This is a genomic window from Haematobacter massiliensis (assembly GCF_000740795.1).
Taxonomy (GTDB): Bacteria; Pseudomonadota; Alphaproteobacteria; order Rhodobacterales; family Rhodobacteraceae; genus Haematobacter; species Haematobacter massiliensis.
In genome coordinates this window covers 155629-181325 of sequence record NZ_JGYG01000008.1, presented here as the reverse complement: position 1 = coordinate 181325, position 25697 = coordinate 155629, and the positions used below count along the sequence as shown (strand labels likewise).

At 63.2% G+C, this 25697-nt stretch carries 20 protein-coding genes and 2 pseudogenes; 12 read left to right on the top strand and 10 right to left on the bottom strand.

The window, feature by feature from the left end; translation table 11 throughout:
* From phnX to CN97_RS13095, 3 genes are all read right to left on the bottom strand, one after another.
* Positions 1-774 (bottom strand): phosphonoacetaldehyde hydrolase (phnX, locus tag CN97_RS13110; protein WP_035712186.1); only part of this gene is annotated, 774 nt, incomplete at its 3' end.
* A 23-nt stretch (positions 775-797) separates the two neighbouring features.
* Positions 798-2042 (bottom strand): 2-aminoethylphosphonate--pyruvate transaminase, encoded by a 1245-nt coding sequence (locus tag CN97_RS13105; RefSeq protein ID WP_248700095.1) that lies wholly within the window; start codon positions 2040-2042, stop codon positions 798-800.
* A gap of 816 nt (positions 2043-2858) precedes the next feature.
* On the bottom strand, positions 2859-3197 hold the full coding sequence (locus tag CN97_RS13095; RefSeq protein ID WP_131389828.1) for a hypothetical protein: 339 nt from the start codon (positions 3195-3197) through the stop codon (positions 2859-2861).
* A gap of 228 nt (positions 3198-3425) precedes the next feature.
* Between CN97_RS13095 and CN97_RS13090 the strand changes: the two genes are divergently transcribed.
* From CN97_RS13090 to CN97_RS13035, 12 genes and pseudogenes are all read left to right on the top strand, one after another.
* Entirely contained in the window at positions 3426-3695 is a 270-nt protein-coding gene (locus CN97_RS13090) for a hypothetical protein (protein ID WP_035712182.1), read from the top strand.
* Positions 3692-3874, top strand: a complete 183-nt coding sequence (locus CN97_RS13085) for a hypothetical protein (RefSeq protein ID WP_035712178.1) — start codon at positions 3692-3694, stop codon at positions 3872-3874. The genes CN97_RS13090 and CN97_RS13085 overlap by 4 nt, the downstream gene beginning before the upstream one ends.
* Positions 3875-4024: 150 nt before the next feature.
* The gene (locus CN97_RS13080; protein WP_035712266.1) at positions 4025-4897 is read left to right on the top strand and encodes a LysR substrate-binding domain-containing protein; all 873 of its coding nucleotides are present in this window, start codon (positions 4025-4027) and stop codon (positions 4895-4897) included.
* 521 nt (positions 4898-5418) lie between these two features.
* A pseudogene (locus tag CN97_RS21260) lies at positions 5419-5532 on the top strand (transposase); the annotation flags it as partial.
* Between the two features lie 184 nt (positions 5533-5716).
* Positions 5717-6604, top strand: coding sequence for an AraC family transcriptional regulator (locus CN97_RS13070; RefSeq protein ID WP_211253701.1), 888 nt, complete (start codon positions 5717-5719; stop codon positions 6602-6604).
* Positions 6605-6762: 158 nt separating this feature from the next.
* The gene (locus CN97_RS13065; RefSeq protein WP_051911231.1) at positions 6763-8436 is read left to right on the top strand and encodes a flavin-containing monooxygenase; all 1674 of its coding nucleotides are present in this window, start codon (positions 6763-6765) and stop codon (positions 8434-8436) included.
* Positions 8437-8497: 61 nt separating this feature from the next.
* The gene (locus tag CN97_RS13060) at positions 8498-9673 is read left to right on the top strand and encodes a serine hydrolase domain-containing protein (RefSeq protein ID WP_035712168.1); all 1176 of its coding nucleotides are present in this window, start codon (positions 8498-8500) and stop codon (positions 9671-9673) included.
* Positions 9674-11140: 1467 nt separating this feature from the next.
* A pseudogene (locus CN97_RS13055) lies at positions 11141-12418 on the top strand (flavin-containing monooxygenase).
* Between the two features lie 34 nt (positions 12419-12452).
* Positions 12453-12869 carry a RidA family protein gene (locus CN97_RS13050; protein ID WP_035712165.1) on the top strand — a complete coding sequence of 139 codons (417 nt, stop codon included), beginning with the start codon at positions 12453-12455 and terminating at the stop codon, positions 12867-12869.
* Between the two features lie 4 nt (positions 12870-12873).
* Positions 12874-13548 (top strand): DUF1028 domain-containing protein, encoded by a 675-nt coding sequence (locus tag CN97_RS13045; protein ID WP_035712162.1) that lies wholly within the window; start codon positions 12874-12876, stop codon positions 13546-13548.
* A 10-nt stretch (positions 13549-13558) separates the two neighbouring features.
* Positions 13559-15049: an aldehyde dehydrogenase gene (locus CN97_RS13040; protein WP_035712160.1), complete on the top strand. Its 1491-nt coding sequence runs from the start codon at positions 13559-13561 to the stop codon at positions 15047-15049.
* A gap of 49 nt (positions 15050-15098) precedes the next feature.
* The gene (locus CN97_RS13035) at positions 15099-17168 is read left to right on the top strand and encodes an oxidoreductase (protein ID WP_035712158.1); all 2070 of its coding nucleotides are present in this window, start codon (positions 15099-15101) and stop codon (positions 17166-17168) included.
* A gap of 39 nt (positions 17169-17207) precedes the next feature.
* Here CN97_RS13035 and CN97_RS13030 read toward each other — a convergent pair whose 3' ends face one another.
* The 7 genes from CN97_RS13030 to CN97_RS12995 form a co-directional block, all read right to left on the bottom strand.
* Complete coding sequence (locus CN97_RS13030) at positions 17208-18800, bottom strand: GMC family oxidoreductase (RefSeq protein WP_035712156.1); 1593 nt, start codon at positions 18798-18800, stop codon at positions 17208-17210.
* Positions 18800-20446 carry an amidohydrolase gene (locus CN97_RS13025; RefSeq protein WP_035712153.1) on the bottom strand — a complete coding sequence of 549 codons (1647 nt, stop codon included), beginning with the start codon at positions 20444-20446 and terminating at the stop codon, positions 18800-18802. The genes CN97_RS13030 and CN97_RS13025 overlap by 1 nt, the downstream gene beginning before the upstream one ends.
* A gap of 65 nt (positions 20447-20511) precedes the next feature.
* On the bottom strand, positions 20512-21528 hold the full coding sequence (locus CN97_RS13020; protein ID WP_084684160.1) for an extracellular solute-binding protein: 1017 nt from the start codon (positions 21526-21528) through the stop codon (positions 20512-20514).
* A gap of 26 nt (positions 21529-21554) precedes the next feature.
* Positions 21555-22358, bottom strand: a complete 804-nt coding sequence (locus CN97_RS13015; protein WP_035712151.1) for an ABC transporter permease — start codon at positions 22356-22358, stop codon at positions 21555-21557.
* Positions 22355-23290 (bottom strand): ABC transporter permease, encoded by a 936-nt coding sequence (locus CN97_RS13010; protein WP_176414899.1) that lies wholly within the window; start codon positions 23288-23290, stop codon positions 22355-22357. The genes CN97_RS13015 and CN97_RS13010 overlap by 4 nt, the downstream gene beginning before the upstream one ends.
* Positions 23287-24357 (bottom strand): ABC transporter ATP-binding protein, encoded by a 1071-nt coding sequence (locus CN97_RS13005; protein ID WP_035712149.1) that lies wholly within the window; start codon positions 24355-24357, stop codon positions 23287-23289. The genes CN97_RS13010 and CN97_RS13005 overlap by 4 nt, the downstream gene beginning before the upstream one ends.
* A gap of 878 nt (positions 24358-25235) precedes the next feature.
* Positions 25236-25667 carry a MerR family transcriptional regulator gene (locus CN97_RS12995; protein WP_035712146.1) on the bottom strand — a complete coding sequence of 144 codons (432 nt, stop codon included), beginning with the start codon at positions 25665-25667 and terminating at the stop codon, positions 25236-25238.
* Between the last annotated feature and the right edge of the window lie 30 nt (positions 25668-25697).

Here is a 25697-nt window from a genome sequence, read left to right as displayed (position 1 = left end):
GCGCAGATTCGACCATCCGGATGATCTGCGATAGTGGGCACCGGCTGCATTGAGCTTGGCAATGGCAGCGGACCGACGGGCATCCTGCTCGTCACCGCTCAGTGCCGTCCAGTCGGCCAGGGACAGGCCGACCTCGTTGCCGCTCGCGATGATGCCGACAGCCCAAGTTCCCGCAACACGACCTGAGGTCAGACCTGTCGGGCTATCATCCACCACGACGCAACTGCGCATGCTCGGCGCGCCGAGGGCGAGAGCATTGTCGAGGACCATGTCGGGGTAAGGCCGTCCTCGCTTCACTTCCGAGACAGTCGTGCAATGGTCGGGGGCATATCCCTGCGCCGCGGCAAGCGGGATCAGACCGTCCATGACCGCGCGGGGGTAGCCCGTGGTGGAGCCGATGGCGATGCCCTTCGCGCGAAGATCGTTGATGACGTCCAGCGCACCCGGGATCATCGCAGAATACTTTGCGCAATTCACCTCGTCGATGCGCAGGAAGGCCGTATAGAGCTTGTCGACATCGGACTGGTTTGAAGGTCTGCCATATTTCTCCTGCCAGCGGGCTTGGGGGGCCTCCTGGGCAAGGATCAGCTCGATATGCTCGCGCTTCGCGGCGCCCATCGGCAGGCGGGCTTCTGCTTCGGAAATCTCGACTCCGGCTTCTGCGAATGCTTCGCGGAAGGCCTGGACGGGAGCAATGCAGCCGAAATCTAGAACCGTGCCGGCCCAGTCGAAGATGGCAGTCGAAACCGGACGCAGGAGTGCGTTGAGGGTCATTTTGCGGCGTCTCTCTCTGATGTCTAGTGTGCGTTCGAGGGAGCAAGTTTCGCGCGCTCTTCGAGCGCCGCGGCGGGCGGAGTGCCCGAGGCAACGCCCATCTCCGTCAGCGCGGAGGCCGCAGCCTGCACCACGCGGCGCATGACATGCTCATCCATCCGGCCGATGCAGCCGACACGGAAGGAATCGACTACGGTGAGCTTGCCCGGATAGATGATGAACCCCCGTTCCTTCATCAGTTCATAGAAGCGGGTGAAGCTGAAGGCCGGGTCCGCGGGGCAGAAAAACGTAACGATGATCGGTGAGAGCCACAGATCATCCAGCAGTGTCTCAAACCCCAAATCCCGCATGCCTGCGACCATCACGTCGCGGTTTCGGGTGTAACGTTTGCCGCGGCCTGCGACGCCGCCTTCAACCTCGTGCAGGCGCAGCGCTTCGAGAAAGGCCGCGACCACGTGGGTTGGCGGAGTAAAGCGCCACTGGCCGGACTTCTGCATATAGGCCCACTGCGCATGGAGATCGAGCGAGAGAGAGTGGCAATTGCCCTTCGCCGCTTCCAGCGCCGATTTGCGAGCAATGACGAAGCCGAAGCCCGGCACACCTTCGATGCATTTGTTGGCAGAGGAGACCATCGCCTCATAGGGAATGCGGGTCACATCCAGATCAACGGCGCCAAAAGCGCTCATCGAGTCGATAAAGAGCTTGCGACCCGCGCTGCGCACCGCCTCCGCGATCTCCCCGATCGGGTTCAGGATCCCGGAGGAGGTTTCGCAGTGAATGGCTATGACATGGGTGATCGCGGGGTCAGTCACCAGCGCAGCTGCGACTTCGGTCCCCCTCGGAGGCATGTAGTCGCCCTTGTCGATCAGGGTATAGGCACGACCGAGATAGCGCAGGGTTTCCGCGGCGCGCAGGCCATATGCGCCATTCGCGAGAACCAGAACCTTGCCGTCGCGCGGGACGAAGGTGCCCAGCATGGCTTCCACCGAAAAGCTGCCAGAGCCTTGCATCGGAACGCAGGCGTACTCTCCGGCAACGTCGCCAGCAATCGCAAGGAGCTTTTGGGTGAGCGCGGCAGTCATGCCCCGAAAGTCTGCGTCCCATGAGCCCCAGTCGCGCAGCATGGCTTCCTTGACCGAATAGGCGGTGGTCAAGGGGCCTGGGGTCAGCAGATAAGGCTCGCCAAGCTTGGGGGCGGGCAGTGGGTTCAGCGAAAGCGCGTCGGCCATTCCATCCTCGCGATACGGCGTGATGACGCGACAATCCATCGGATTACATCATTCGTAAAATCGTTAATTCATATCCTATCATAATTAGAATCGTTAGAATGTTTCGAGAAGCCGGGAAGCGCGCATTAGTCCAGAACGGTTCAGGTTGGATAGGCTGTCGTTACAATCAGAAAGTCGATTCCTTGAAACCTGTAAGAATTTAAAGGGGCGGGTCGTTGACGCCCCATGCCGTCGGACCGCCCCATCTGAAGCTTCGCAAGATCACGCTCACGGCTTGATCCGCCGGGAAACGTCTCTCTTCCGGACCAGCGCTTTTGACGTACCCCGGCGCGATGACATTCAGTGGTACATTTCCTCGAAGACAGTTGTGCGGTTCCGCGGTCACCGCGCGCCCTGCGTCCGACAACTTCAATTGATCCCGACGTCGTGCTTCGGTAAGCGGGAGCAGCGTTTTGCAATCAGGTCGCCATGCCATCGAAAACTCGCGGACCAGCGTGACCGGGAATCGGCGGAGGTGGACACAAGGGCAGTGCCATCGGCAAGGCTCTCCAGGCACATCCCGCGGAACTGGCTCAGGTGCTCTCCGCCGTGGCGGAGGATGCCCCGGAGAGCCTCACACAGGAGCTCCTGGAGGCTCTCCCGGCCGAGGCATGTCCACTGCTGGAGACCTTCGCACGCCAGCTCCTGCGCGAGTTGGCAGCCTCTCCGCTCCTTTATGCCAACTGCCCCGAGGCACCAAGCAAACCCCACTGATCCTGGTGGGGCTGATCCCTCGTCCTGTCCGACCGCGGTGGCTCCTGCGCAAGGCAGGGCGAGGTATTTTTTATCAAGGTCCGCCGGTAACCCCCGCGCGCATCACCAGCAATATGTCGCGCCTGTGGCATAGCTCTGACAGGAAACGGGCTGCGGCTGAGCGGCTGCTCTGGCAGCCGCAGCCTGTCTGGCCTGTTCCTCTGCTTGTCTTTTCTGTGCTTCGTAAGCGGCTTGCGCATCGGTCTTCCGGCACATGGCGGCGGATACATTCCCCCCGCGATATGGCTCCACGTTTATCCTGTCGAGGACAACCTGGACATCGGCGGACGTATTGCGGGCATACATGCCTTTTTCCAAATTCCGTATATAGGCCTGCGTTTCCGGGACAAACCGGATCATGTCCTTCTCGATGCAGGCCTGGGCCACATAATGTGATTCCACCCAGGGCCTGAGTTCCTCGAGTGTCCTGGGTGGGAGCGGTTTCGGGGCAGCACAAGCCCCCAGAACCAGTCCGATCCCGAGCCATCCACACACCCTCATCGTCCGTCTCCCGCTGTCTGTCTGTCTGTCTGTTTGTCTGTCTGTTCTGGTTCCCGCTTAGCGCGACAAAATCCCGGACGACAAGCGCGAAGGTGTTTTTTGAATATTTCCCCTTGAATGGAGTTTTCCATGCAACCGCTCATTGCCACAGCCCCCTATCGCTACTGCCCCGAAACCAGAACCATCTGGGGACAGGGGGAAACGGAAGGCGAAGTGATGGTCTCGATGCTGCGCGGCTGGGGCCATCTGACCGGCAAGGGCGCCACTGCCCTGGGGCTGCCTGTCACCGCCGCCCTCGATGTCCAGCATGCGACGGGCAGGCTCATCGTCACGCTGCTGAACCAGCATTTCGCCCAGGCCGCTGCCCTGGGGACGGGCTCGCAGGAGGACGGCGCATGAATGCCCTGACCCCGCCGCCTGTCATCGCCCTGGAAACCCCGGCGGTATCAGAAGCCCCGCTGTCCCCGGCGGAGTTCGCCGCAGAGCTGGCCCGGCGCTTTGCCATTCCCGACACGCTGAACCCGTTCAATGACCGGGTGGCACACGGGCTGTGCTCGACGCCCTTCCGGATGAAGTGACCGGACTGCAGCAACGGGGGGCGACGTGACGGACGATCAGAACGGGGGTCATCAGGCGTTTCCAGCCGCAGAAGCGGCTGGTGTGGAAGTCGGCAGTAATATATCACTAAAATCGTTAATTTGAGTGAAAATATCAACCAGGTTGATGATATGCGTTACGTGCAGCTGCGCGCCTTTCACTATGTTGCCATCTGCGGAGGTTTCTCGCGGGCGGCCGAGCAGCTGTTCCTCACCCAGCCAGCGATCTCCGATCAGGTGCGCAAGCTGGAGGAGGAATATGACATCCTTCTCTTCAACCGGCAGAAGAAGCAGGTGATCCTGACCACTGCCGGCGAACGGCTGCTGGAGATCACGCGGCGGATGTTCGACTGTGAACAGCAGGCCATGGACCTTCTCTCAGAGAGTAGGGCGTTGCGCGCCGGGAGGCTGCGCATCGTGGCCGACAGCGCCCATCATCTGCTCCACATCCTCGCGCGCTTCCGAGAGAAGTATCCAGGCGTGAAGGTCACCGTTGACGCGGGGAACACTCAGACGGTGATGGACCGGCTGCAGGCCTATGACGCCGATATCGGTATCTTGGGAGAGTTGCCCGCCTCTCGCGACTTCGAAACCGTTCACCTCAATGCCACGCCGATCTCCGCTTTCGTGCCGCGTCAGCATCGTCTTGCAGGGCGTGCGTCCGTCGATTTCGTTGATTTGTTGGCAGAACCTCTCGTCTTGCGCGAACGGGGTTCAAAGACACGCCGCAAGCTGGAGGAAGCGGCGCGCGCGGAGGGTTTTGATATGGAAGCCGCAATCGAGGCGGAAGGAAGAGAGGCTGTGCGCGAAATTGTCGCCTCTGGTGCGGGCGTCGGCTTTGTTTCTGCGGCTGAGTTTGGCAAGGACGACCGGCTCGTCCTCCTCCCGATCCGTAGCCGGATGCCAATGATCATGGATGAGGCGTTGATCTGTCTGCGGGAACGACGAGCAGGCAAGCTCGTAAACGCCTTCTTCGATATAGCCTTGGACGTGACCAAGGGCTGAATAGCCCCGGCATCGAGCGATGCATGGCTGTCAGTTCCGGTAAGAAAGATTGAAGTTATGGCCAAGGACGGTTTTTCCTGTGGCATGTATCAGAAGTTCCGTCTTTCCCACGGTAATCCATGAAACGCGCTGCATAGATCGCGCCTGGGCTAACTATTACAGGGATGAGGCTGCTGGCTGGATTTCTCCAAATCAGCAGCTTTTTCTTGCCCGCGAAGCCTCGTGCCATCTCGTGGCGTCTTCGCAGGCTTGAGGCCGCCATGATCATTATCTTCTTGCCTCACAAACACCCCAGACGGCCGCAAAAACAACTCGCTGGGCGCCCAGGTATCCGGTCGAAATGCAGCAAATTCAGTTCGTCTGATCAAGCCTGGCGCCAACTCCGTCTCCGACACCGCTCCTGTCAAATTGCTACATGTGATCATTGTTACCAATCGAAACTCCTGCTTACCTTTCCCCCGATATTCAGACCATTGCGCGCTGGGATTTTCCGCCCTTAGACCGACGAGGAGGAAGAGCCAATGAAGCACAAGCGTTTCAGCGACGAGCAGGTGATCGGCGTGCTGAAGGAGCACGAGGCCGGCGCCAAGGCAGATGACATCTGCCGGCGTCACGCCATCAGCGCGGCGACGTGGCTCAAGGCAGCGGGCTTCCATGACGTAGCCTGTGCATCTCAAAGATGCCTGTGCGAAAGTCGTATTGTGATAAAATGACTCCCTACCTAGTCTTGCGGGTGAGTCTGGCTTCTCCGCGTAACCTGATCTGCAGATGCGGAGGCCCTCATCCCGGTGTTTGGTGTTGATGAACCGGAGGCAACCTGTGGCCGATCATCTGATCCATGCTGATGAGCTGCCGGTCTGGGTGCCCGGAGAGACGGTCGTGGAAAGCCGGGGCTTGGGTTGGAAGGGCGTGGCGCAGCGCAGCTTTCTCTATAACGGGCAGGATGTGCTGATACCGCCGATGGACGACTTCCTGGTCGTTCAGTATCGGCAGGGACAGACGCCGATGGATCGTGAATTCGACGGGCGATGGACCCGAACCCAGTGTGGCCCCGGTGATTTCTCGCTGCTGTCCCGGGCCATGCAGTCCCAGTGGAACTGGACCGAGGGGCTGCACGTCGCCCATGTCTACCTGAGCAATGACCTGATGGCCCGCGTTGCCCGTGACATCTGCGATGGCGAGGTTGCCGTGATCTGTCTCCATGATGTTCTTCAGGGCAATGATCCGGTGATCAGCCATGTGGCCGATCAACTGACGCAGGAGGCCGCGCAGAACGGGGAGGCCGGCCCGCTATATGCCGAGGCGCTGAGCATACAGCTCGCCGTTCATCTGCTACGCAACTATGCGTCGATCACCCAGAAATCCGGCAAAACCAAACATGCGTTCTCGGAGAGCGAGATGCGGCGGCTGGATGAATGTATCCGCGCAGAGCTTGCCACGGGGCTTACGCTTGAACGTCTGGCCGAAAGCCTTGGCATAGGCGTTTGGGCGCTGAACCTCCGGCTGCGGCAAACCGTCGGCAAATCAACCTATGCCTATGTGCAGGAAAAGCGGGTCTCGCAAGCCTCTGACCTGCTTTGCAAAAGCGATCTGCCGATCAAGGCGGTCGCAACCGCCTGCGGTTTTTCGGATCAGGCCCACATGACGCGGATGCTGCGAAAGGCGCTCGACACGACGCCGGCGCAATTGCGCAAGTCGCGTTCCTGACTGCGGATCCTTCAAAAAATCGCTTGCAGATGTTCAAGACCGGATCAGCCGGTTTGCTAAGCTTGGCGTCCTGGGCAATGCGCATCGGAATTGGGAGGTTCCGCGCAACGGCCCGACTTCGACCGTAGGGAGACGGTCAGAATATCGAGGAGGAACCCATGCTGGATTCACACCAGACCGCCCCGGTGGCGGATCGAAATCCCATCCCTGAGACACTTGATGCACTCGTGATCGGCGCAGGCGTCGCGGGCCTTTATCAGCTTTACCAATTACGCAATCTGGGTCTGAAAGCCCATGCCTGCGACACGGCCGGCGATGTCGGCGGCACATGGTACTGGAACCGCTATCCCGGCGCCAAGTTCGACAGCGAAGCCTATATCTACCAGTACCTCTTTGACGAAGACCTGTACAAAGGCTGGACCTGGAGCGAGCGTTTCCCCGCACAGCCCGAGATCGAGCGCTGGATGCATTACATCGCCGAGAAACTCGACCTGCGGCGTGACATCAGCTTTTCGACGACGGTTACTGCCGCGACCTTCGACGAAGACCGTAAGGTCTGGCGGGTCAGCACCGATCAGGGGGAGGTGATCGACACACGCTTTCTGATCGGGTGCACGGGCATGCTGTCGGCCCCGCTGGAGAACCGTTTCCCCGGGCAATCGAGCTTCAAGGGCAGGATCCTGCATACCGCACGCTATCCGCGCGGCGGACTTGACCTTGCGGGCAAGCGCGTGGGGGTGATCGGAACCGGCGCCACCGGGATCCAGGTGATCCAGACCATTGCCGCCGAGGTTGCCTCGCTGACGGTCTTTGTCCGCACGCCGCAATATGTCCTGCCGATGAAGAACCCGAAATACGGCCCGGACGAGGCGGCGTGGTACAAGGGCCGGCTGGACGAATTGCGCCGGAACCTGCCCAAGACCTTCACCGGCTTCGAATATGACTTCGAGCATAAGTGGCACGACCTGACACCGGATCAGCGACGCGCTATCCTGGAGGAGACCCATGCGGATGGCTCGCTGAAACTGTGGCTGTCGTCCTTTGCCGAGATGTTCTTCGATGAGGCTGTCAGCGAAGAGATCTCCGAATTCGTCCGCCAGAAGATGCGGGATCGGCTGAAAGACCCGGAGCTCATCGACATTCTGGTGCCCCAGCCCGGGGACTATGGCTTCGGCACCCACCGTGTGCCGCTCGAAACCAACTACCTTGAAGTCTATCATCGCGACAACGTCAAGGCCGTCAGCCTGCGCGGCAACGGCATCGCCGAGATCGTTCCCGAAGGCATCAGGCTGGAGGATGGCACCGTTTATCCGCTGGATGTGATCATCATGGCGGTGGGCTTCGACGCGGGTTCGGGCGCGCTCAGCCGGATCGACATTCGCGGCCGCGATGGCGTCTCGCTGCGCGAGGAATGGGCCAGGGACATCCGCACCACGCTCGGGATGATGAAACACGGCTTCCCCAATCTGTTCATGACGGGCGCACCGCTCGCCCCGTCGGCCGCACTGTGCAACATGACCACCTGCCTGCAACAGCAGACGGAATGGATCAGCGACTGCATCCGGCATCTGGAGAGCACCCAACAGGGCGTGATCGAACCCACCTCCGAGGGGGAGGCCGCCTGGGTCGAACATCATGACGAAACGGCCAAAGCGAACCTGATATCGCGCACGAACTCATGGTATACCGGGTCGAATGTCCCCGGAAAGCCGCGCAGGGTTCTGTCCTATACCGGCGGCGTCGGCACCTATCGCGCGAAATGCAGCGAGGTCGCCGCGAACGGCTATCCAGGTTTCGCCCTCGGCCACAGCCCTGCAGAGCAAGCCAGCTGACACCGTCATCGCTCCTCCGGTTGCGCGGGCGGGGCGATGTTCACATGTTCAGGAAACCGATATGAACAAGATTTTCAATGCCGATGACATCCTTCATCAGACCGTTTCAGCCACGCCGGGGGTTCCGGGCGTGGTCGCGATGGTGAGCGACCGGAACGGCAATCTCTATGAGGGCGCTGCGGGCGTGCGGCGTCTTGATCGCCCTGATCCCATGACCACCGACAGCGTCTTTGCGCTGTTCTCGACCACCAAGGCCATAACCAGCACGGCCGCACTGCAGCTTGTCGAAGAGGGGAGGCTGGATCTCGACGCCCCTGCCGCCCGCTATGCACCCGAGATCGGGAAGTTGCAGGTCATCGACGGGTTCGAGTCCGACGGCGAACCCCGCCTGCGCGCCCCGAAACGCGCCATCACGGCCAAGGATCTGCTGCTGCATCGGGCAGGATTCGGCTATGATTTCTTCAATGAAACCTACAGGCGCCTTGCCGAGGAGCAGGGCCAGCCGAGCGTGATAACCGCATCGAAGGCCGCGCTGATGACCCCGCTGTTGTTCGATCCCGGCGAAAAGTGGGAATACGGCTCGAACATCGACTGGCTGGGTCAGGTCATCGAAGGTGTTACCGGAGAGCGGCTGGGCGAGGTCTTTCGGAAGCGCATCTTTGAGCCCTTGGGCATGACCGAGACCAGCTTCGATCTGACCGACCCGCTGCGTCAACGGCTGGCAGGGATGCATCAGCGGGCACCCGACGGCACACTTGAGGCCATAGATTTCGAACTGCCTGCCGATCCCGAGGTGCATATGGGCGGACATGGGCTTTACGGAACCGTGGGCGATTACATGCGCTTCATCCGCATGTGGCTGAACGATGGCCGCGGCGAACATGGTCAGGTGCTGCGCCCCGAGACAGTGGCGATGGCTGAGAAGAACCATCTTGGCGACCTGAAGGTGACCATGCTGCCCGGCGTCATCTCGACGCTTTCGAATGATGCTGAGTTCTTCCCGGGTCAGTCGAAGTCCTGGGCCTATGGCTTCATGGTCAATGACGAGCAAGCGCCTACCGGGCGTCCCGCAGGCGCGCTTGGCTGGGCTGGGCTGGCCAACCTGTTCTACTGGATCGACCGGAGGAACGGCCTCGGCGGTTTTTGGGCGACGCAGATCCTGCCGTTCGGGGATCCCGCTTCCTTTGGGGGATACATTGCGTTCGAAAGCAGGGTCTATCAGGCGCTGTCGCAGTAGCAGGATCTTGTCACCGTCCAGGACCGATGAAGCAGCACCGGAGGCGCACCGTGCCGCCCGCTGGCCCCGGACAGGGGAGGGGGTCATCCGCTGTCGGGGTGTCCGATCCCCGCGCTCCGCGCCCTCCGCGGCAACCGCTCCGGCGGAACGTGGAGGGCGCGCTTTCGACAAGCGCGTCGGGGGTTGCGGAACGAGGGCGTGGGCATGGCCCATGAGACCGGAATGCGGCGGCGTGAACGATGCTGAAAGAACCCGGGTCATCCGGGTCAGTTCATGCTGGAGCCGGGCGGCAGAAGTGATCTTGCGGCCGTAGCCTGAGGATATTGGCCTTGAAGACTTCGGCCGGGGTGCGCGGAACCGAGGCTTTGTGCGGGGGGTGGCAGTCAGTCCGGTGCAGAGCGCGCGCGGCTCTTGTTGTGACAGGCTGTTCCGCGTCGGTGTCATCGGCAGAGCCACCAGCGCAGCCATGCAGCCTGATAAGCGCGTCCCTGATGGCTTGCCGCACAGGGTCGGAGGGCGCGCTGCCGCAGGTCATGGAGCTGATAACGGTTTTAATAATCAATGCCGTGCGGCGGAAGCTGCTCATCGTCGGGGAGACGATCACGCCGGCATGTCGATTGTCGCGGGCGCAATGGCGTAGCATCTATCGTAGCGTTGACGGAGCCTAATGCGCGTGGGCAAGTGTCGTCGTAACCGGCGGGGACGATGTCACCAGCAATCGTCTCGCGCGCGAGAGGGAACGCCGGATCCAAAAGCTGGAACGCCAGATCGGGCGCATGACCATGGAAGCGGGGGTTCTGCGCGAGATCACGAAGGGAGACTCTCAATAAAGGCGGGCGGAGACATTGGGCACGGTCCGGTCGAACCTGCTCGACGATCTGCAGGAACGGAGCAGGCTGCTGCAAGTCATTACAAGGCGCAGGGTTGGAGTCGGCGCCACGATCTTGCGCCGGCACCGACGCTGAGACGGACCGCGCCGGTGAACCACGAACAGGTCTGCCGGATCATGAAGGCCCATAACCTGATGCTGGCGAGAAAATATTCCGGGCGGTCTGAGCATCCCTAAGACGGCAAGGCTACCGTATGCGGTCGAACCTGCGCCCGTGCTCCGACCGGTGCGAGTTCGCCTGCTGGAACGGCGATATCATCCGCCGTCCTCATCGACCATGACCAGCCAATGCTTGGATGGATCGGCAGCTGGATCGGGGATCACAACGCTGAAGATGCTCTCACCCCGCGAGGTGCCGCCGCTCAAACCGCAACCTGACTGTCCGGTAAAACAGGGACAAACGACCGAAGGTTCAGGGGTTCGTGGGAGCGTCGGACCCGGCAAGTGGCTGTTTAGGCTGCCCCTAAGCCTTGCTGTATCAAATCGTAATTTTAGCCATATCGTCGGGTCGCTAAGCTGGATCCAGGCGGCAGCCATCCTTTGCCGCGCCGGTCGCAGATCATCCGAGGGACGCAGCAATGTCAGTGGAAACGACCAATACGATTGTCGTTGGCGCCGGTCAGGCAGGCGTTGCCATGAGCGAGCATCTGGGCCGGGCAGGGATCGACCATCTGGTGCTGGAGCGGGGCCGCATCGCCGAACGCTGGCGGTCCTGGCGCTGGGATTCTCTGGTGGCCAATGGTCCGGCTTGGCACGATCGCTTTCCCGGCATGGCCTTCAACGCCGATCCCGACGGCTTTGTCGGCAAAGAGGATGTCGCGGATTACTTTGTCGATTACGCCGGCATGATCGGCGCCCCGATCCGTTGCGGGGTCGAAGTGCAGGAGGTGCGCCGCAATGACGGACGGCCGGGCTTTACCGTCACTACCTCGCAGGGCGTGATAGAGGCGCGCCATGTCGTCGCCGCGACGGGCCCGTTCCAGACGCCCGTGATGCCGCCGCTGATCCCTGAGACGGCGGGCCTCACGCAGATGCACTCGGTCGGCTATCGAAATCCGGATCAGCTGGCGCCGGGCGCGGTGCTGGTGATCGGCGCGGGCTCCTCCGGGGTCCAGATCGCCGATGAATTGCTGCGCGCGGGGCGCAAGGTGTTCCTGTCAGTCGGCCCCCATGACCGCCCGCCGCGCCGCTATCGCGGGCGCGATTTCTGCTGGTGGCTGGGGGTTCTGGGCAAATGGGACATGGCCGCGCCTGCGCCGGGGACCGAGCATGTCACTATCGCTGTCAGCGGCGCGCGCGGCGGCGAAACCGTGGATTTCCGCAGGCTGGGCCATCAGGGCATGGTGCTGTTGGGCCGGACCGAACGCTTTGCGGATGGCAGGCTGCATTTCGCGCCCGACCTGCGCGACAATCTGGATCGGGGCGACGCGAATTATCTTGGCCTGCTGGACGAGGCGGACGCCTATGTCCTGCGCAACGGCCTGGACCTGCCGCCCGAGCCGGAGGCGCGCCACCGCCAGCCCGACCCCGATTGCGTGACCGATCCGGTCCTGTCGCTGGATCTGGCCGGGGCGGGGATCGGCACCGTCATCTGGGCCACCGGCTTCTCGGTTGATTTCAGCTGGATCAAGCTCGATATCTTCGACGCCAAAGGTCGCCCGATCCATCAGCGCGGCGTGTCGATGGAGCCGGGGATCTATGTCCTGGGCCAGCCCTGACAGTCGCGGCGCGGATCAAGCTTCATCTGGGGGGTCTGGCATGATGCCCGCCATATCGCCGAGCAGATCGGCATCCAGAACAGTTATGCCGACTATCATCACGGCACGCCGCCGCTGCCACAGGCAAAGACCGCCTGACCCTGCCACCCAAGCCCGCCCGATGGAGATCCAGATGGCTCATACCCGTATCCGCAAGTTCAACACCAAGGACACCTACCCCGAGCAGAACCTGGACAATGACCTGTGCCAGGCGGTGGTGACGCAGGGCGGCCGCATCGTCTGGCTGCGCGGTCAGTGCCCGCAGAATCTGGACGATGCGAAAAACATCGACAGCCATGATCCGGTCGAGCAGACCCACAAGGTCATGCAGAACATCAAGCAGTTGATCGAGGAAGCCGGCGGCCAGATGGAGCATCTGGTCAAGGTCGTGGTCTACATCACCGATGTGCGCCACCGCGAGGCGGTCTATCGCACCATGGGCGAATATCTCAAGGGCGTGCATCCGGTCTCGACCGGGCTGGTGGTGCAGGCCTTGGCGCGGCCCGACTGGCTGGTGGAGATCGACGGCACCGCCGTGATCCCGGACTGATCAGATGACCTTCTCGCTTGTCGCCCGCTGCGCCGAGACGGGCATGTTCGGCATGGCCATCGCCTCTTCCTCGCCCGCCGTGGCGGCGCGCTGCGCCTTTGCCCGCGCGGGCGTGGGCGCGGTCGCCAGCCAGAATGTCACCGATCCGTCGCTGGGGCCGTTGACGCTGGATCTGATGGAGCAGGGGCTTTCGGCCCCGGATGCCGTGGCCGAGGTGGTGCGGCGGGGCCGCTTCATCGACTATCGGCAGGTGCTGGCGGTCGATGCCCAGGGCGCGACCGCGATCCATTCGGGCCCGAACTCGCTGGGCATCTGGACGCAGGCGCAGGGGCCGGATGTGGCCTCGGGCGGGAACCTGCTGGCCAATGACGGCGTGCCGCAGGCCATCGTGGACGGGTTCCTGAAGGCCCGGGGCCATATCGGCGACCGGCTGATCGCCGCGATGCAGGCCGGGCTGGCGCAGGGCGGAGAGGCCGGGCCGGTGCATTCGGCGGGGCTGAAGATCGTCGACACGGTCAGCTGGCCGGTGGCCGATCTGCGCTGCGACTGGACGGAGGCCTGCCCGATCCGGGCGCTGGCCGATCTGTGGGCCATCTACAAGCCGCAGCTCGACGCCTATGTGCAGCGCGCGCTCGACCCCCGGGCGGCGCCGTCCTATGGCGTTCCGGGCGATGAATAGGGGAACCGAGATGCTGGACCATCAGGGCTGGAAAGCCCGCGCCGCAGGCTTGCGCTTTCGCCATCAGGCTTTCATCGACGGCCGCTTTACCGACGCCGTCTCGGGCAAGACCTTCGACAGCATCAACCCCGCCACCGGCGCGGTGCTGGCGCAGGTCGCGGAATGCGACGCGGCGGATGTGGACCGCGCGGTCACGGCGGCGCGGCGCGCCTTTGATGATGGCCGCTGGTGGCGCAAGCCCCCGGCCGAGCGCAAGGCAGTGCTGCTGAAGCTGGCCGATCTGATCCGCGAGAACCTGCAGGAACTGGCGCTGCTGGACAGTCTGGACATGGGCAAGCTGGTGCGCGACGCGGCCACCATCGACGCCCCCGGCTCGGCGCATTTCTTTCAATGGTATGCCGAGGCCATCGACAAGCTCTATGACGAAGTGGCCCCGACCGGCCCCGGCGACCTTGCCTTGGTGCGCCGCGTGCCCTTGGGCGTCGTCGGCGCGGTGGTGCCGTGGAACTTTCCGCTGGACATGGCGACGTGGAAATCCGCTGCCGCGCTGGCGGCGGGGAATTCCGTGGTGCTGAAGCCGGCCGAGCAATCACCCTTGTCGGCGCTGCGGCTGGCGGAACTGGCCGCCGAGGCCGGGTTGCCCGATGGCGTCTTGAACGTGGTGCCGGGCTTTGGCGCCACCGCCGGGCGGGCGCTCGGGCTGCATATGGATGTGGATTGCCTAGCCTTTACCGGCTCCACCGCCACCGGCAAGCGGTTCATGGAATACTCCGGCCAGTCGAACCTGAAACAGGTCTGGCCCGAGACCGGCGGCAAAAGCCCGAACATCGTCTTTGCCGATTGCCAGGATCTGGATGCGGCGGCGGACATGGCGGCCTTTGGCATCTTCTTTAATCAGGGCGAGGTCTGTTCGGCCAATTCCCGGCTGTATGTTCAGGACAGCATCCGCGAGGCGTTTCTGGAAAAGCTGGCCCAACGCGCTGCGGCAATGCAGCCAGGCGACCCCTTGGACCCGGAGTCCAAGATGGGCGCCATCGTCGATGAGCGCCAGACGCAGGGCATCATGCGCTTTGTCGAGGCGGGCAAGGCCACCGCGCGGCTGGTCACCGGCGGCAATCGCGTCACCATGGAGGGCAAGGGCTGTTTCGTGCAGCCGACCATCTTTGCCGATGTGACCCAGGACGATCCGCTGGCCCGGGACGAGATCTTCGGCCCGGTCCTGTCGGTCATCGGCTTTCAGACCGAGGATCAGGCCGTCGCCATGGCCAATGATTCGATCTATGGGCTGGCTGCTTCGGTCTGGACCGACGATCTGTCGCGTGCCTGCCGCGTGGCCGAGCGGCTGCATGTCGGCACGGTCTCAGTCAACACGGTCGATGCGCTGTCGGCGCAGACCCCTTTTGGCGGCATGAAGCAGTCCGGGTTCGGGCGCGACCTGTCGCTGCATTCACTGGACAAATACACGGCGCTGAAAACGGTCTGGATCAAATACCGGACCTGACGCCCGCCAGGTGCATCCCCTTCGCACCCAGCCCCTCTAGGAGAGAAAATTGCGCGATCCCCGCTATGACATCCTGTTCCAGCCGATGCAGATCGGCCCTGTCACCGCGAAGAACCGCTTCTATCAGGTGCCGCATTGCAATGGCGGCGGCTATCGCGACCCGTCGGCGGCGGCCGCCATGCGCGGCATCAAGGCCGAGGGCGGCTGGGGCGTGATCTTTACCGAGCAATGCGAGATGCATCACACCTCGGAGATCACCCCCTTCATCGAGCTGCGCCTGTGGGAGGACAAGGACATCCCGCAGCTTGCCAAGATGGCCGAGCGGATGAAGACGCATGGCGCGCTGGCGGGAATCCAGCTGGCCTATTCCGGCATCAACGGCCCGAACCTCTACACCAAGGAAGTGCCGCTGGCGCCCTCGGCCATGCCGATCCGCACCTTCACCAATGACCCGGTGCAGGCCCGCGCGCTGGACAAATCCGACATCCGCGACCTGCGCCGCTGGTTCGTGAACGCGGCGAAACGGTCCAGGCTGGCGGGCTTTGACCTGATCTGCCTTTACGGCGCGCATGGCTTCGGCATCTTCCAGCATTTCCTGAGCCGCGCCACGAACCAGCGTACGGATGAATATGGCGGCAGTCTGGAAAACCGCGCGCGTTTCGTGAATGAGGTCATCGCCGACATGCGCGATGCGGTCGGCGACACGATGGCCCTGACCCTGCGCGTCAGCCTGGACGAAAGCATCGGCGAGCTGGGCTTTTCCAATGCCGAGGTCCGCGAGTTCATCGAGATGAACCGCGACCTGCCCGACCTGTGGGATCTGGCGCATGGCACCTGGGAGGATTGTTCCGGCCCCTCGCGCTTCAAGGACGAATCGGCGCAGGAAGATCTGGTCTGGGGCATTCGCGACCTGACCAGCCGGCCGGTGGTCGGGGTGGGGCGCTTTACCTCGGCCGATACCATGGTGCGGATGATCAAGTCGGGCACGCTGGATTTCATCGGCTGCGCCCGGCCCTCCATCGCCGATCCCTTCCTGCCGAAAAAGATCGAGGAAGGCCGGATCGAGGACATTCGCGAATGCATCGGCTGCAATATCTGCATCACCGGCGACATGACCATGTCGATCAGCCGCTGCACCCAGAACCCGACCTTCATGGAGGAATGGCGCAAGGGCTGGCACCCCGAAAAGATGAACGCCAAGGGCGACAGCCAAAGCGTGCTGATCGTTGGTTCCGGTCCGGCGGGGCTCGAGGCGGCGCGTGCCTTGTCCTTGCGCGGCTATGAGGTGGCGATTGCCGAGGCGCGCACCGAACTGGGCGGGCGCGTGGCGCGCGAACGCAAGCTGCCGGGCCTCTCGGCCTGGGGGCGCGTGGTCGAATACCGGCAATACCAGATCAGCCAGCGTCCGAATGTCGAAACCTATTTCGACAGCCATCTGGACGCAGAGGCGATCCTGGAATTCGGCTTTCAGAACATCTGCATCGCCACCGGGGCCAGATGGCGCGCCGATGGCGTCGCGCGCCAGCATGTCGTGCCGATGGCCATGGATGGCTCGGTCCCGGTCTATACACCCGATGACATCATGGAGGGGCGCAAGCCCTCGGGCCGCGTGGTGATCTTTGACGACGACCACTATTACATGGGCGGTGTCATGGCGGAACTGCTGCGCGGCGAGGGCTGCGAGGTCACGATCATCACCCCCTCGGCCTATCTGTCGGATTGGACGCTGAACACGCTGGAACAGCACACGATCCACCGCCGTCTGGCCGGTATGGGCGTGAACATCGTGCTGAACCGGGGCGTCAGTGCCATTGCGGGCGGGCATGTGGTGTCGACCTGCGTCTATACCGATGGGGAGCAAAGCCATGGCTGTGATGCGGTGGTCGTGGTCACCTCGCGGCGCGAGGAGAACGGCCTCTATCTCGATCTGAAGGGGCGCGAGACGGATTGGGCGGATGCCGGCATCCGCTCGGTCAGGATCATCGGTGACGCCAATGCGCCGGGGCCGATCGCATGGGCGACCTATGCCGGGCACCGCTATGCGCGGGAACTGGACGAGCCGGACCGGGGCGATGCACTGCCCTTCCGGCGCGAGATCACCGAACTGGCGGCGGATTGAAAAAAGGGGCGCCGCAAGCGCCCTTTGCCGCCCCGGCGATCAGCGCCCGAGGATCGCGCGGGCGCATTTCTCTCCGATCATCATCGACGGGGCGTTGGTATTGCCGCCGATCAGCGTCGGCATGACCGAGGCATCGGCGACACGCAGCCCCGCGATCCCATGCACCTGCATCGTCACCGGATCGACCACGGCCATGCCGTCGCGGCCCATCTTCGCCGTGCCGACCGGGTGATAGACGGTCAGCGCCTCGGCCCGCAGATAGGCAAGGATCTGGTCATCGCTGATCACATCCGGCCCGGGCAGGATCTCGCGCCCGTTCAGGCCCGTCAGCGGCGGGGCGGCAAAGATACGGCGGGCCAGCTTGATCCCTTCGACCAGCACCTGTGCATCGAAGGGATCGCTGAAGAAGCGGTGGTCGATCTGCGGCGCAAAGCCTTCGCCCTCGCGGGCAATGCGGATCTCGCCGATGGAGCGGGGCCGCAGCACGCAGGTATGCACGGCAAAGCCATGGCCCCATTCGACCAGCCGCCCGCGATGACTGCGATAGCCGGGCACGAAATGGAACTGCACATCCGGCAGATCGCCCGCCAGCGGCGTCTTTGCGAAACCGCCCGCGACGACGTAATTGGTGGACAGCTCGCCCCTGCGCCCGGCGGCAAAGGCGAAGGGCGCGGCCAGCAACCGCCGCCAGTTGCCCAGCGAAAAGCCCAGCGTCCGGGTCGAATCGCTGCGCACCGTGATCATCCCGTCGACATGATCACGCAGGTTCTGGCCGACGCCCGGCAGGTCATGCACGACCGCGATGCCCTGCGCGGAAAGCTGTGCCCCCGGCCCAATGCCCGATGCCATCAGCGCCATGGGCGTGCCGATCGCACCGGCCGACAGGATCACCTGACCCGCAAGGATGCGCTGCGGCTGATCGCCCTGCTGCACCTCGATCCCCGTCACCCGGCCAGTCTCGACGATTAGGCGGCGCAGGGTGCACCCCGGACGGATCACCAGATTGGGCCGCGACCTGACCGGTTCCAGAAAGGCGTTATAGGCCGAAAAGCGCAGACCGTCGCGTTGCGTCACGTCATAGACGCCAAGGCCGAGCTGGCTGGGACCGTTGAAATCGGTGTTGCGCGGCAGCTGCAGCGTCTCGCCCGCAGCGATGTAATCCTGACAGACCGGGTTCGGATCGCGCGGGCGGCTGACGATCAATTCCCCCTCGGCGCCGTGAAAGGCGGGATCCTGACCGTTGCGGTTACGCTCTAACGCATTGAACACCGGCAGCACCTCGTCCCAGCCCCAGCCGGGACAGCCCAGATCGCGCCAGTCGTCGTAATCCCGCGCCGCGCCCCGGATATACAGCATCGAATTCAGCGAGGACGACCCGCCCAGCATCCGCCCCCGGTTCACCGGAATGCGGCGGTCGTTCAGGCCGGGCTGCGGCACGCCCACCCAGCCGTAATCAAAGCGCGCCCGGCCATACATCGCCAGAATCCCCGCAGGCACCTTGACGCGCAAGTCGCGGTCATGACCCCCGGCCTCGATCACCAGAACGCGGGTGGCGGGATCGGCGGACAGGCGATTGGCCAGCACGCAGCCCGCCGAGCCCGCGCCGATGACGATATGATCGAACCGTTCCATCACGGCGCCCGATAGGTGATGCGCCCGCCGCAGACGGTCAGGGCGATCTGCGCCGCGTCCGCGCTGTCGGCCAGTCCGTCGAGGCTTCCCGCGATCAGCACCAGATCGGCGTCAAAGCCGGGGGTCAGCGCGCCGCGCCGGTCCTCGCAGAAATCGGCATGGGCGCCGCCTATGGTATAGGCCGCAAGGCATTCATCGAGGGTCAGCCGCTGATCGGGCATGTCGGGCGCCCAGGGCTCGCGGGTCAGCGCGCAATGGATGGCATACAGCGGCGACAGAGGCGACACCGGCCAGTCGGTGCCGAAGGCCACGGCCACGCCCCGGTCGCGGATCATCCGCCAGGGAAAGGCGGTCGGCCAGCGGTCGCGGCCCATGATGGTGGTCGTGGGTTCCAGCGGCAGCCCCGCCGAGCCCGGCGGATGGACCGGCTGCATAGAGGCCACGATGCCCAAGGGCGCCAGCCGGTCCAGATCCTCGGGGGTGATGGTGTCGATATGCTCGATCCGGTGGCGGGCGTCGCGCGGCCCATTGGTGCGCCGGGCGGCCTCGTATCCGTCGATGGCCCCGCGCACCGCGCCGTCGCCCACCGCATGGGTGGCGATCTGCAAGCCGCGCCGGTCGGCCTCGATGCAGATCGCGTCAAAGACATCCTGCGGGATCAGCGGCGCCGAGCGAAAGCCGGGCCGGTCGGGATAATCTGTCGCCGTCAACGCGGTCCAGGTGTCGAACACGCCGTCCATGAACAGCTTGATGCGGCCAAAGCGCAGCCAGCCCGGCACTTCGGGACCGAAGCTGTCGATCAGCGCCACGCCCGCCGCGCCGACATCCGAGGTCAGCCGCAGCGGCAGGCTGACGCGCACCGGCATGTCGCCAGCCTCCGCCAGATCGCGCAGCAGCCGGGCCTGATAGGGATTGCCGTCCATGTTGACGGCGGTCGTGATGCCGTGTTGCGCGCAATAGTCGCCGGCCTTGCGGATGAGCGCCCGGTCATGGGCGCGATCCGCCTCGGCCACCTCGTCTTCGCCGCGATAGTTCAGACCATCGCGGCCCTGCAACCGCGACAGCCCCTGCACGCGGATCATCGCCGCCGATTCCCGCAGCTCGCCATTGGCCAGCCCGTCCGGGCCCATCACCACTTCGGCGCCCGGCCCGACATCGGCACCCTGCAACAGACCCGCCAGGTCAAGGGCGCGGGTATTGGCCCAGGCACAATGCAGGTCGGTCGCGAGCATGGCGATGGGGCGGTCGGCGCAGATCGCGTCCAGCAGGTGACGGTCCGGACGGCGATCCTCGCCGAAGATGGTATAGTTCACCGCATAGGCAAACAGGATCTCGTCACCGGGATTGGCGGCGATAAAGCTGCGGAACGCACCCGCCACGGCATCGAAGCCGAACACCGGCCCCAGGTTCAGCATCGACAGCGTGGCGCCGCCCATGAACAGGTGCAGATGGCTTTCGATCAGCCCCGGCAGCAGTTCGGCGCCCCCGGCGTCGATGACGCGGCAGTCCGGCCCGGCAAGGGCGCCGATCTCGGTATCGCCGCCAAGCGCCAGGATGCGACCCGCCGCGACGGCAATCGCAGTGGTGCACGGCGGTGCGAACAGCGCGCGTGTACGCGCATTCACGATGATCAGGTCGGCTGGCATTGCTCCTCCGGCTGGCAATCTGACCCCGGGGGAACAACCCCGGCGCGGTCCCCCTTAGTCAGGGGTTACTGCAGCAACTGGGTCCATACCCGCGTCACCAGATCCTGTGCGGCGGGCGAACAGGTGCGGGAGAATTCAACCGGCACGTCTGGATAAAGCTCGGGCGCCTTTTCCTTGGTATAGACCACCTTTTCCGTCACCGTCTTCATCGGTGAGCTATGAGCGTAATAGTTCATCTGTTCGGTGGCATTCTCTGGTTCTGACATGAACTCAATGAACTTGATCGCATTTTCCCGGTTGGGCGCGCCCTTGGGGATCACCATGCTGTCTATCCAGCCGACGAGGCCTTCCTTGGTCATTGCCATCTGGAAAGGCGCGCCTCCCGCGCGGGCCTTCAGCTCTTCCCCATCCCACCAGAAATGCGCCGAAACCTCACCCGAGCCAAGGCGGCTGGCGATGCTATCCGAGGAATAGACCGCGACCGAAGGTTTCTGCGCCATCAGCAGATCCAGCACCTTCTTCATCTCGGCCGAGTCTTCGGTGCAGAAGGGAACACCCAGATACAGCTGCGCCGCGCCGATCACCTCGTCGGGCTGGGCCAGCATGGCGATCTTGCCCGCCAACTCGCCCTCGGGTTCGAAGAAATACTTCAGGCTGTCGGTCGGACCCTTGTAGAGATCGGTATTCACCACGAAACCGGCGGTGCCATAGGCAATCGGGATCGAATACCCTTGGGTCTCGTCCCACCATTGGTTGCGCCAGCGCGGGTCGATATTATCGTAGGCTTTCAGTGTGTTGGCGCCGTAATTGTCCAGCAGGCCCTGATCGATCATGATCTTCAGGAAATGCTGCGAGGGGGTCGAGATATCATAGCCTGAGGCCCCGGCCTGCAATTTGGTCAGCAGATCCTCGTTCGAGGTATAGCCGTCCACATGCACCGCGACATCGTTCTCTTTCGAGAATTTCTCGATCAGCGCCGGTGAGATCGACTCGGACCAGACGTAAAGGTTCAACTTGCCCGCCGCTTGCGCCATGGGGGTCAGGCACAGCAGCAGGGCGGTGCCCGCAAGGATCTTTTTCATGGGTCTCTCCTGTTGGTTTTTATGGTTCAGATCTTGTCGCGCCCGCCGCGCGTGCCGACCACCAGCGCCACCGTGGCCAGGATCAGCGAGGCCAGGATCAGCAGGGAGGCGATGGCATTCAGTTCGGGCGAGGTGCCGGCCCGGATCAGCGAGAAGATATAGACAGGCAGCGTCGTGGTTCCGCCCGAACTCAGCATGTTCGAGGTAATGAAGTCGTCCATCGAGATCAGGAAGGCCAGCATCGCCCCCGAAAACAGCCCCGGAAAGATCAGCGGCAGGGTCACGCGGCGGAACCCGGTCCAGCGCGAGGCGTAAAGATCCGCCGCCGCCTCCTCAAAGTCCAGCGACATGCCTTGCAGGCGGGCGCGGATCGGCAGGAAGGCAAAGGGCGTGCAGAATGCCGAATGCGCGATCACCAGCTTGAGCAGCCCGTTCTGGATGCCCAGCAGCGAAAACAGGATCAGCGTGGCCACCGCCAGCACGATCTCGGGCAGCAGCAGGGGCAGGTTGACCACGGCTTCCGACAGTTTGCGAAAGCGCAGGTTGCGCCCGCGCACGATCGCCAGCGCCGCCATGAGCGCGACCGTAGTGGCGACCGTGGTGGCAATCGCCGCAACCAGCAGCGAGGTTTTCAGCGCTCCCATCAGCGCGGCATTGTTCAGCGCCGAGCCATACCACTTCAGAGAGAAATGCGTCCACACTCCCGCGATACGGTTGTCGTTGAAGGAATAGACCACGATCACCGCCAGCGGTGCATAAAGATAGAGGAAGAACAGCAAGCTCAGCGGTTTCAGGCCGGGATAGCGCTTCACATCATGGCGGTTGGTCATGCCAGAGCCTCTCTCGTGGCACTCCGCCGCGCGATCACGATCAGCACGATCATCACGAAGACCATCAGCGTCATGGCAATGGCCGCGCCAAAGGGCCAGTTCCGCGCACTGGTGAACTGCATCTGGATCAGCGAGCCCATCATCATCTGCTTGCCGCCGCCCATCAGCGTCGGCTCCAGCACCGCGCCCAGCGAGGGCACGAAAACCAGGATCGCGCCCGAGACCAGACCCGGCGCCGTCAGCGGCAGGATGACCCGGCGCAGCGTCACCCAGCGGTTGCCGTAAAGGTCGTGTGCCGCCTCGATCAGCGTGCCGTCCAGCTTCTCGATCGAGGCAAATACCGGCAACACCATAAGCGGCATGTAGGTATAGACCATGGCTGCCAGCGTGGCGCCGTCGTTGTACATGAAGCTCAGCCCCGCCGGAGCGCCGAAGAATTCCAGAAAGCGCGGCAACGGTCCGTCCCGGCCCAGGATAATCATCCAAGCATAGACGCGCAGGATCATCGACACCCAGAAGGGCAGGGTGATCAGATAGACCAGAATCGCCTTGGTCCGGGGCGGCTGGCAGGCGATATGATAAGCCACCGGCACTGCGATCAGCAGACACAGCAGCGTTGTCACCCCGGCCAGCAGAACCGTGCGCAGGATGATCTGCAAGTATTGCGTGGTGAATTCCGGTGCGCCGTCCCAGCCTTCGTTGAACAGGATCTGGCGATAGCCCGACAGATCCAGATCCCAGGCAAAGCCCCCATAAGCCCCCCGGGTCGAAACCGACACGGCGGCGATGATCACCATCGGCAGCAAAAGCGCGAAACCCATCAGCAGCCAACCGGGCAACAGGCCCCACACCGCCAGATTATTCCATGCCCACGGCTCCCGCGTGGCAGCGGGCTGCAGCGAGCCTTGCACCCCATCGGCCATATCGGTCATGCCGGCAAGACCCGCGCTGCAGCTTCGCTGAAGCCGACCTCGATCATGGCGCCGACCTCGATCCGGTCTCCCGCGCGAGAGGCATTCCGGCGAGAGGCCCGCAGGGGCATGTCATGCGCCAGCAACTGATAATGCGTATAGCCACCCATGTAGTTCTTGTTCACCACCCGCGCGGCAAAGCCGCCCGACACCACCTGATCGCCCAGATTGATCTTTTCGGGGCGGACGGACAGTGTGGCTGGCCCGGTTGCAAGACCCTCAGGCGCGCTGACGCGCATGATCCGGTCAAAGGGCGTTCGGATGGTCGCCTGCCTACTGCTGGTTTCCAGCACCTCGACCGGCAGGAAATTCGTCTCGCCCACGAAATCCGCGACGAAGCGGCTGACGGGTTCTTCATAGATCTGTGTCGGCGTGCCCAGTTGCTGCACCTCGCCGCTGCCCAGCACCGCAATGCGGTCGGACATGTCCAGGGCTTCCTCTTGGTCATGAGTGACGAAGACGAAAGTGATGCCCGTGTCGCGCTGCAGGCTGCGCAACTCGTCGCGCATCGCCTGACGCAGTTTCAGATCCAGCGCCGACAGCGGCTCGTCCAGCAGCAGCACCTCGGGTTCGGGGGCAAGCGCGCGGGCCAGCGCGATCCGCTGGCGCTGGCCGCCCGACAGCTGCGTGGGCTTGCGGGCGGCAAACTGGCTCATGTGCACACGCTCCAGCATCTCGCCTGCGCGGGCGCGGATACGGGCCTTGTCCCAGCCCAGGTTTTCGATCCCGAAGGCGACGTTCTGTTCGACCGTCATATGCGGAAACAGCGCATAGCTTTGAAAGACCGTGTTCACGCGCCGCTTGTGGGGCGGGATGCCGATGACCTCAGTCCCATTCAGCAGGATAGTCCCCTCATCAGGGCTTTCGAATCCGGCGATCATCCGCAGGAGCGTCGTCTTGCCGCAGCCCGAGGGGCCAAGCATCGTGAAGAACTCGTTGCGGCGGATGACGAAGCTGATGCCTTTCAGCGCCTGATAGCTGCCGAAATTTTTCGATACGCCGATCACCTCTATGGCATTGTTGGGCATCTGCTTGTCCTTATGGCTTTCGGCGCACCTGCGGGCTTTTGCTGGTCACATACAAAGACCCTGGTTCGCTGCCGTAAATGACGACTTGTAGAACCCGTGGTTAGGACAAAACTAAGCATTTGAAATCTTGTGAGGTTTGGCTCCATGGCATGCGCGGCCCGGATGTATATGAGCAAAAATCATCACAAACGCCAAAAAAGCGGGCAATATTATCCCGTCTCTGTGCGCTCGTCGGATTTCGGCGAGTTTTATCGCGACGACTGAGCAGGCCCTATGCTGCAACACCTTGAATGCTCAGTGCCCTCAGGATGGCGGCGTGCCTTTCCGCGGGCATCGCCAGCGCTTCGGTCCATGATATTCGGCACATAATACGATGCGGGGCCGCCCTGGACTTCGACGCTGGCGATCTCTTTCAGCGTGAAGCCCAGATCCGGCGCCTCCTCGATAAAGTGCCGCCGGCCGCCAGGTTCGGGCGGATGCTCCCGATAGCCGTTTGCGCCCCGCTCGGCTGTGGAACGATGCCTTTGCGCTCGTGAACGCGGTGGGCGAGGTGGCAGCGAGGGTTCTTTCCCTGCGTGCCGCCCATCCCCTTCCCAGTCGTCGTTGCCCGGGCCAGTCGTCGAAGAAGCCCGAGACAGGTCAATGGAACGATGATCTGGTCAAACCGCTTCGTCGCTTTCCACTGTTTGGAATGGGCGAAGCGCTGCCCACCAAGCTCTGTCAGGCATCGAGGGGAGGCTAGACGGGCGAGCGATATCTGACTTCATCTGCAGCTGGCCTCGAATTGCAGTTTCAGCGCGACTGCATCCATGGGACGCGCCGCCAATCAGCGACGAGCACGCGAACAGCGAGCACAGATCATGGCCAGACTGCCAAGGTCAGCGTCGATCCTCGGTGGAATGATCGTGCTTGCAAAGCTCGTGATTGCCGAGCACCTCAATGACCCTGCAGTCCGAGATTGTGCCGCAGGCACATTGCTCCAGCATCCGCTCCAGCTCGGATTTCAGGGCCACAAGTCGAGTGATCCGTGCGTCGACCGCGGCCAGCTGACGCGTCGCGATGGCATCGGCGGCCTCACAGGGCCGATCCGGTTCGTCAGACAGGCTGAGAAGCTCCCGAATGGCCTCCAGCGGAAACCCCAGGTCGCGTGAATGGCGGATGAAGGCCAGCCGCTCCTGAGCGCGCCGACCGTAGAGCCGCTGATTGCCGCCGCTGCGCTCAGGCTCAGGCAGAAGGCCGATCTGTTCATAATAGCGGATGGTCGGCACCTTGACGCCGGTCGCCTCGCTGAGCTTTCCGATCGGAATCATCGGTAAAAACCTATTGCAGCTATAGTCGCT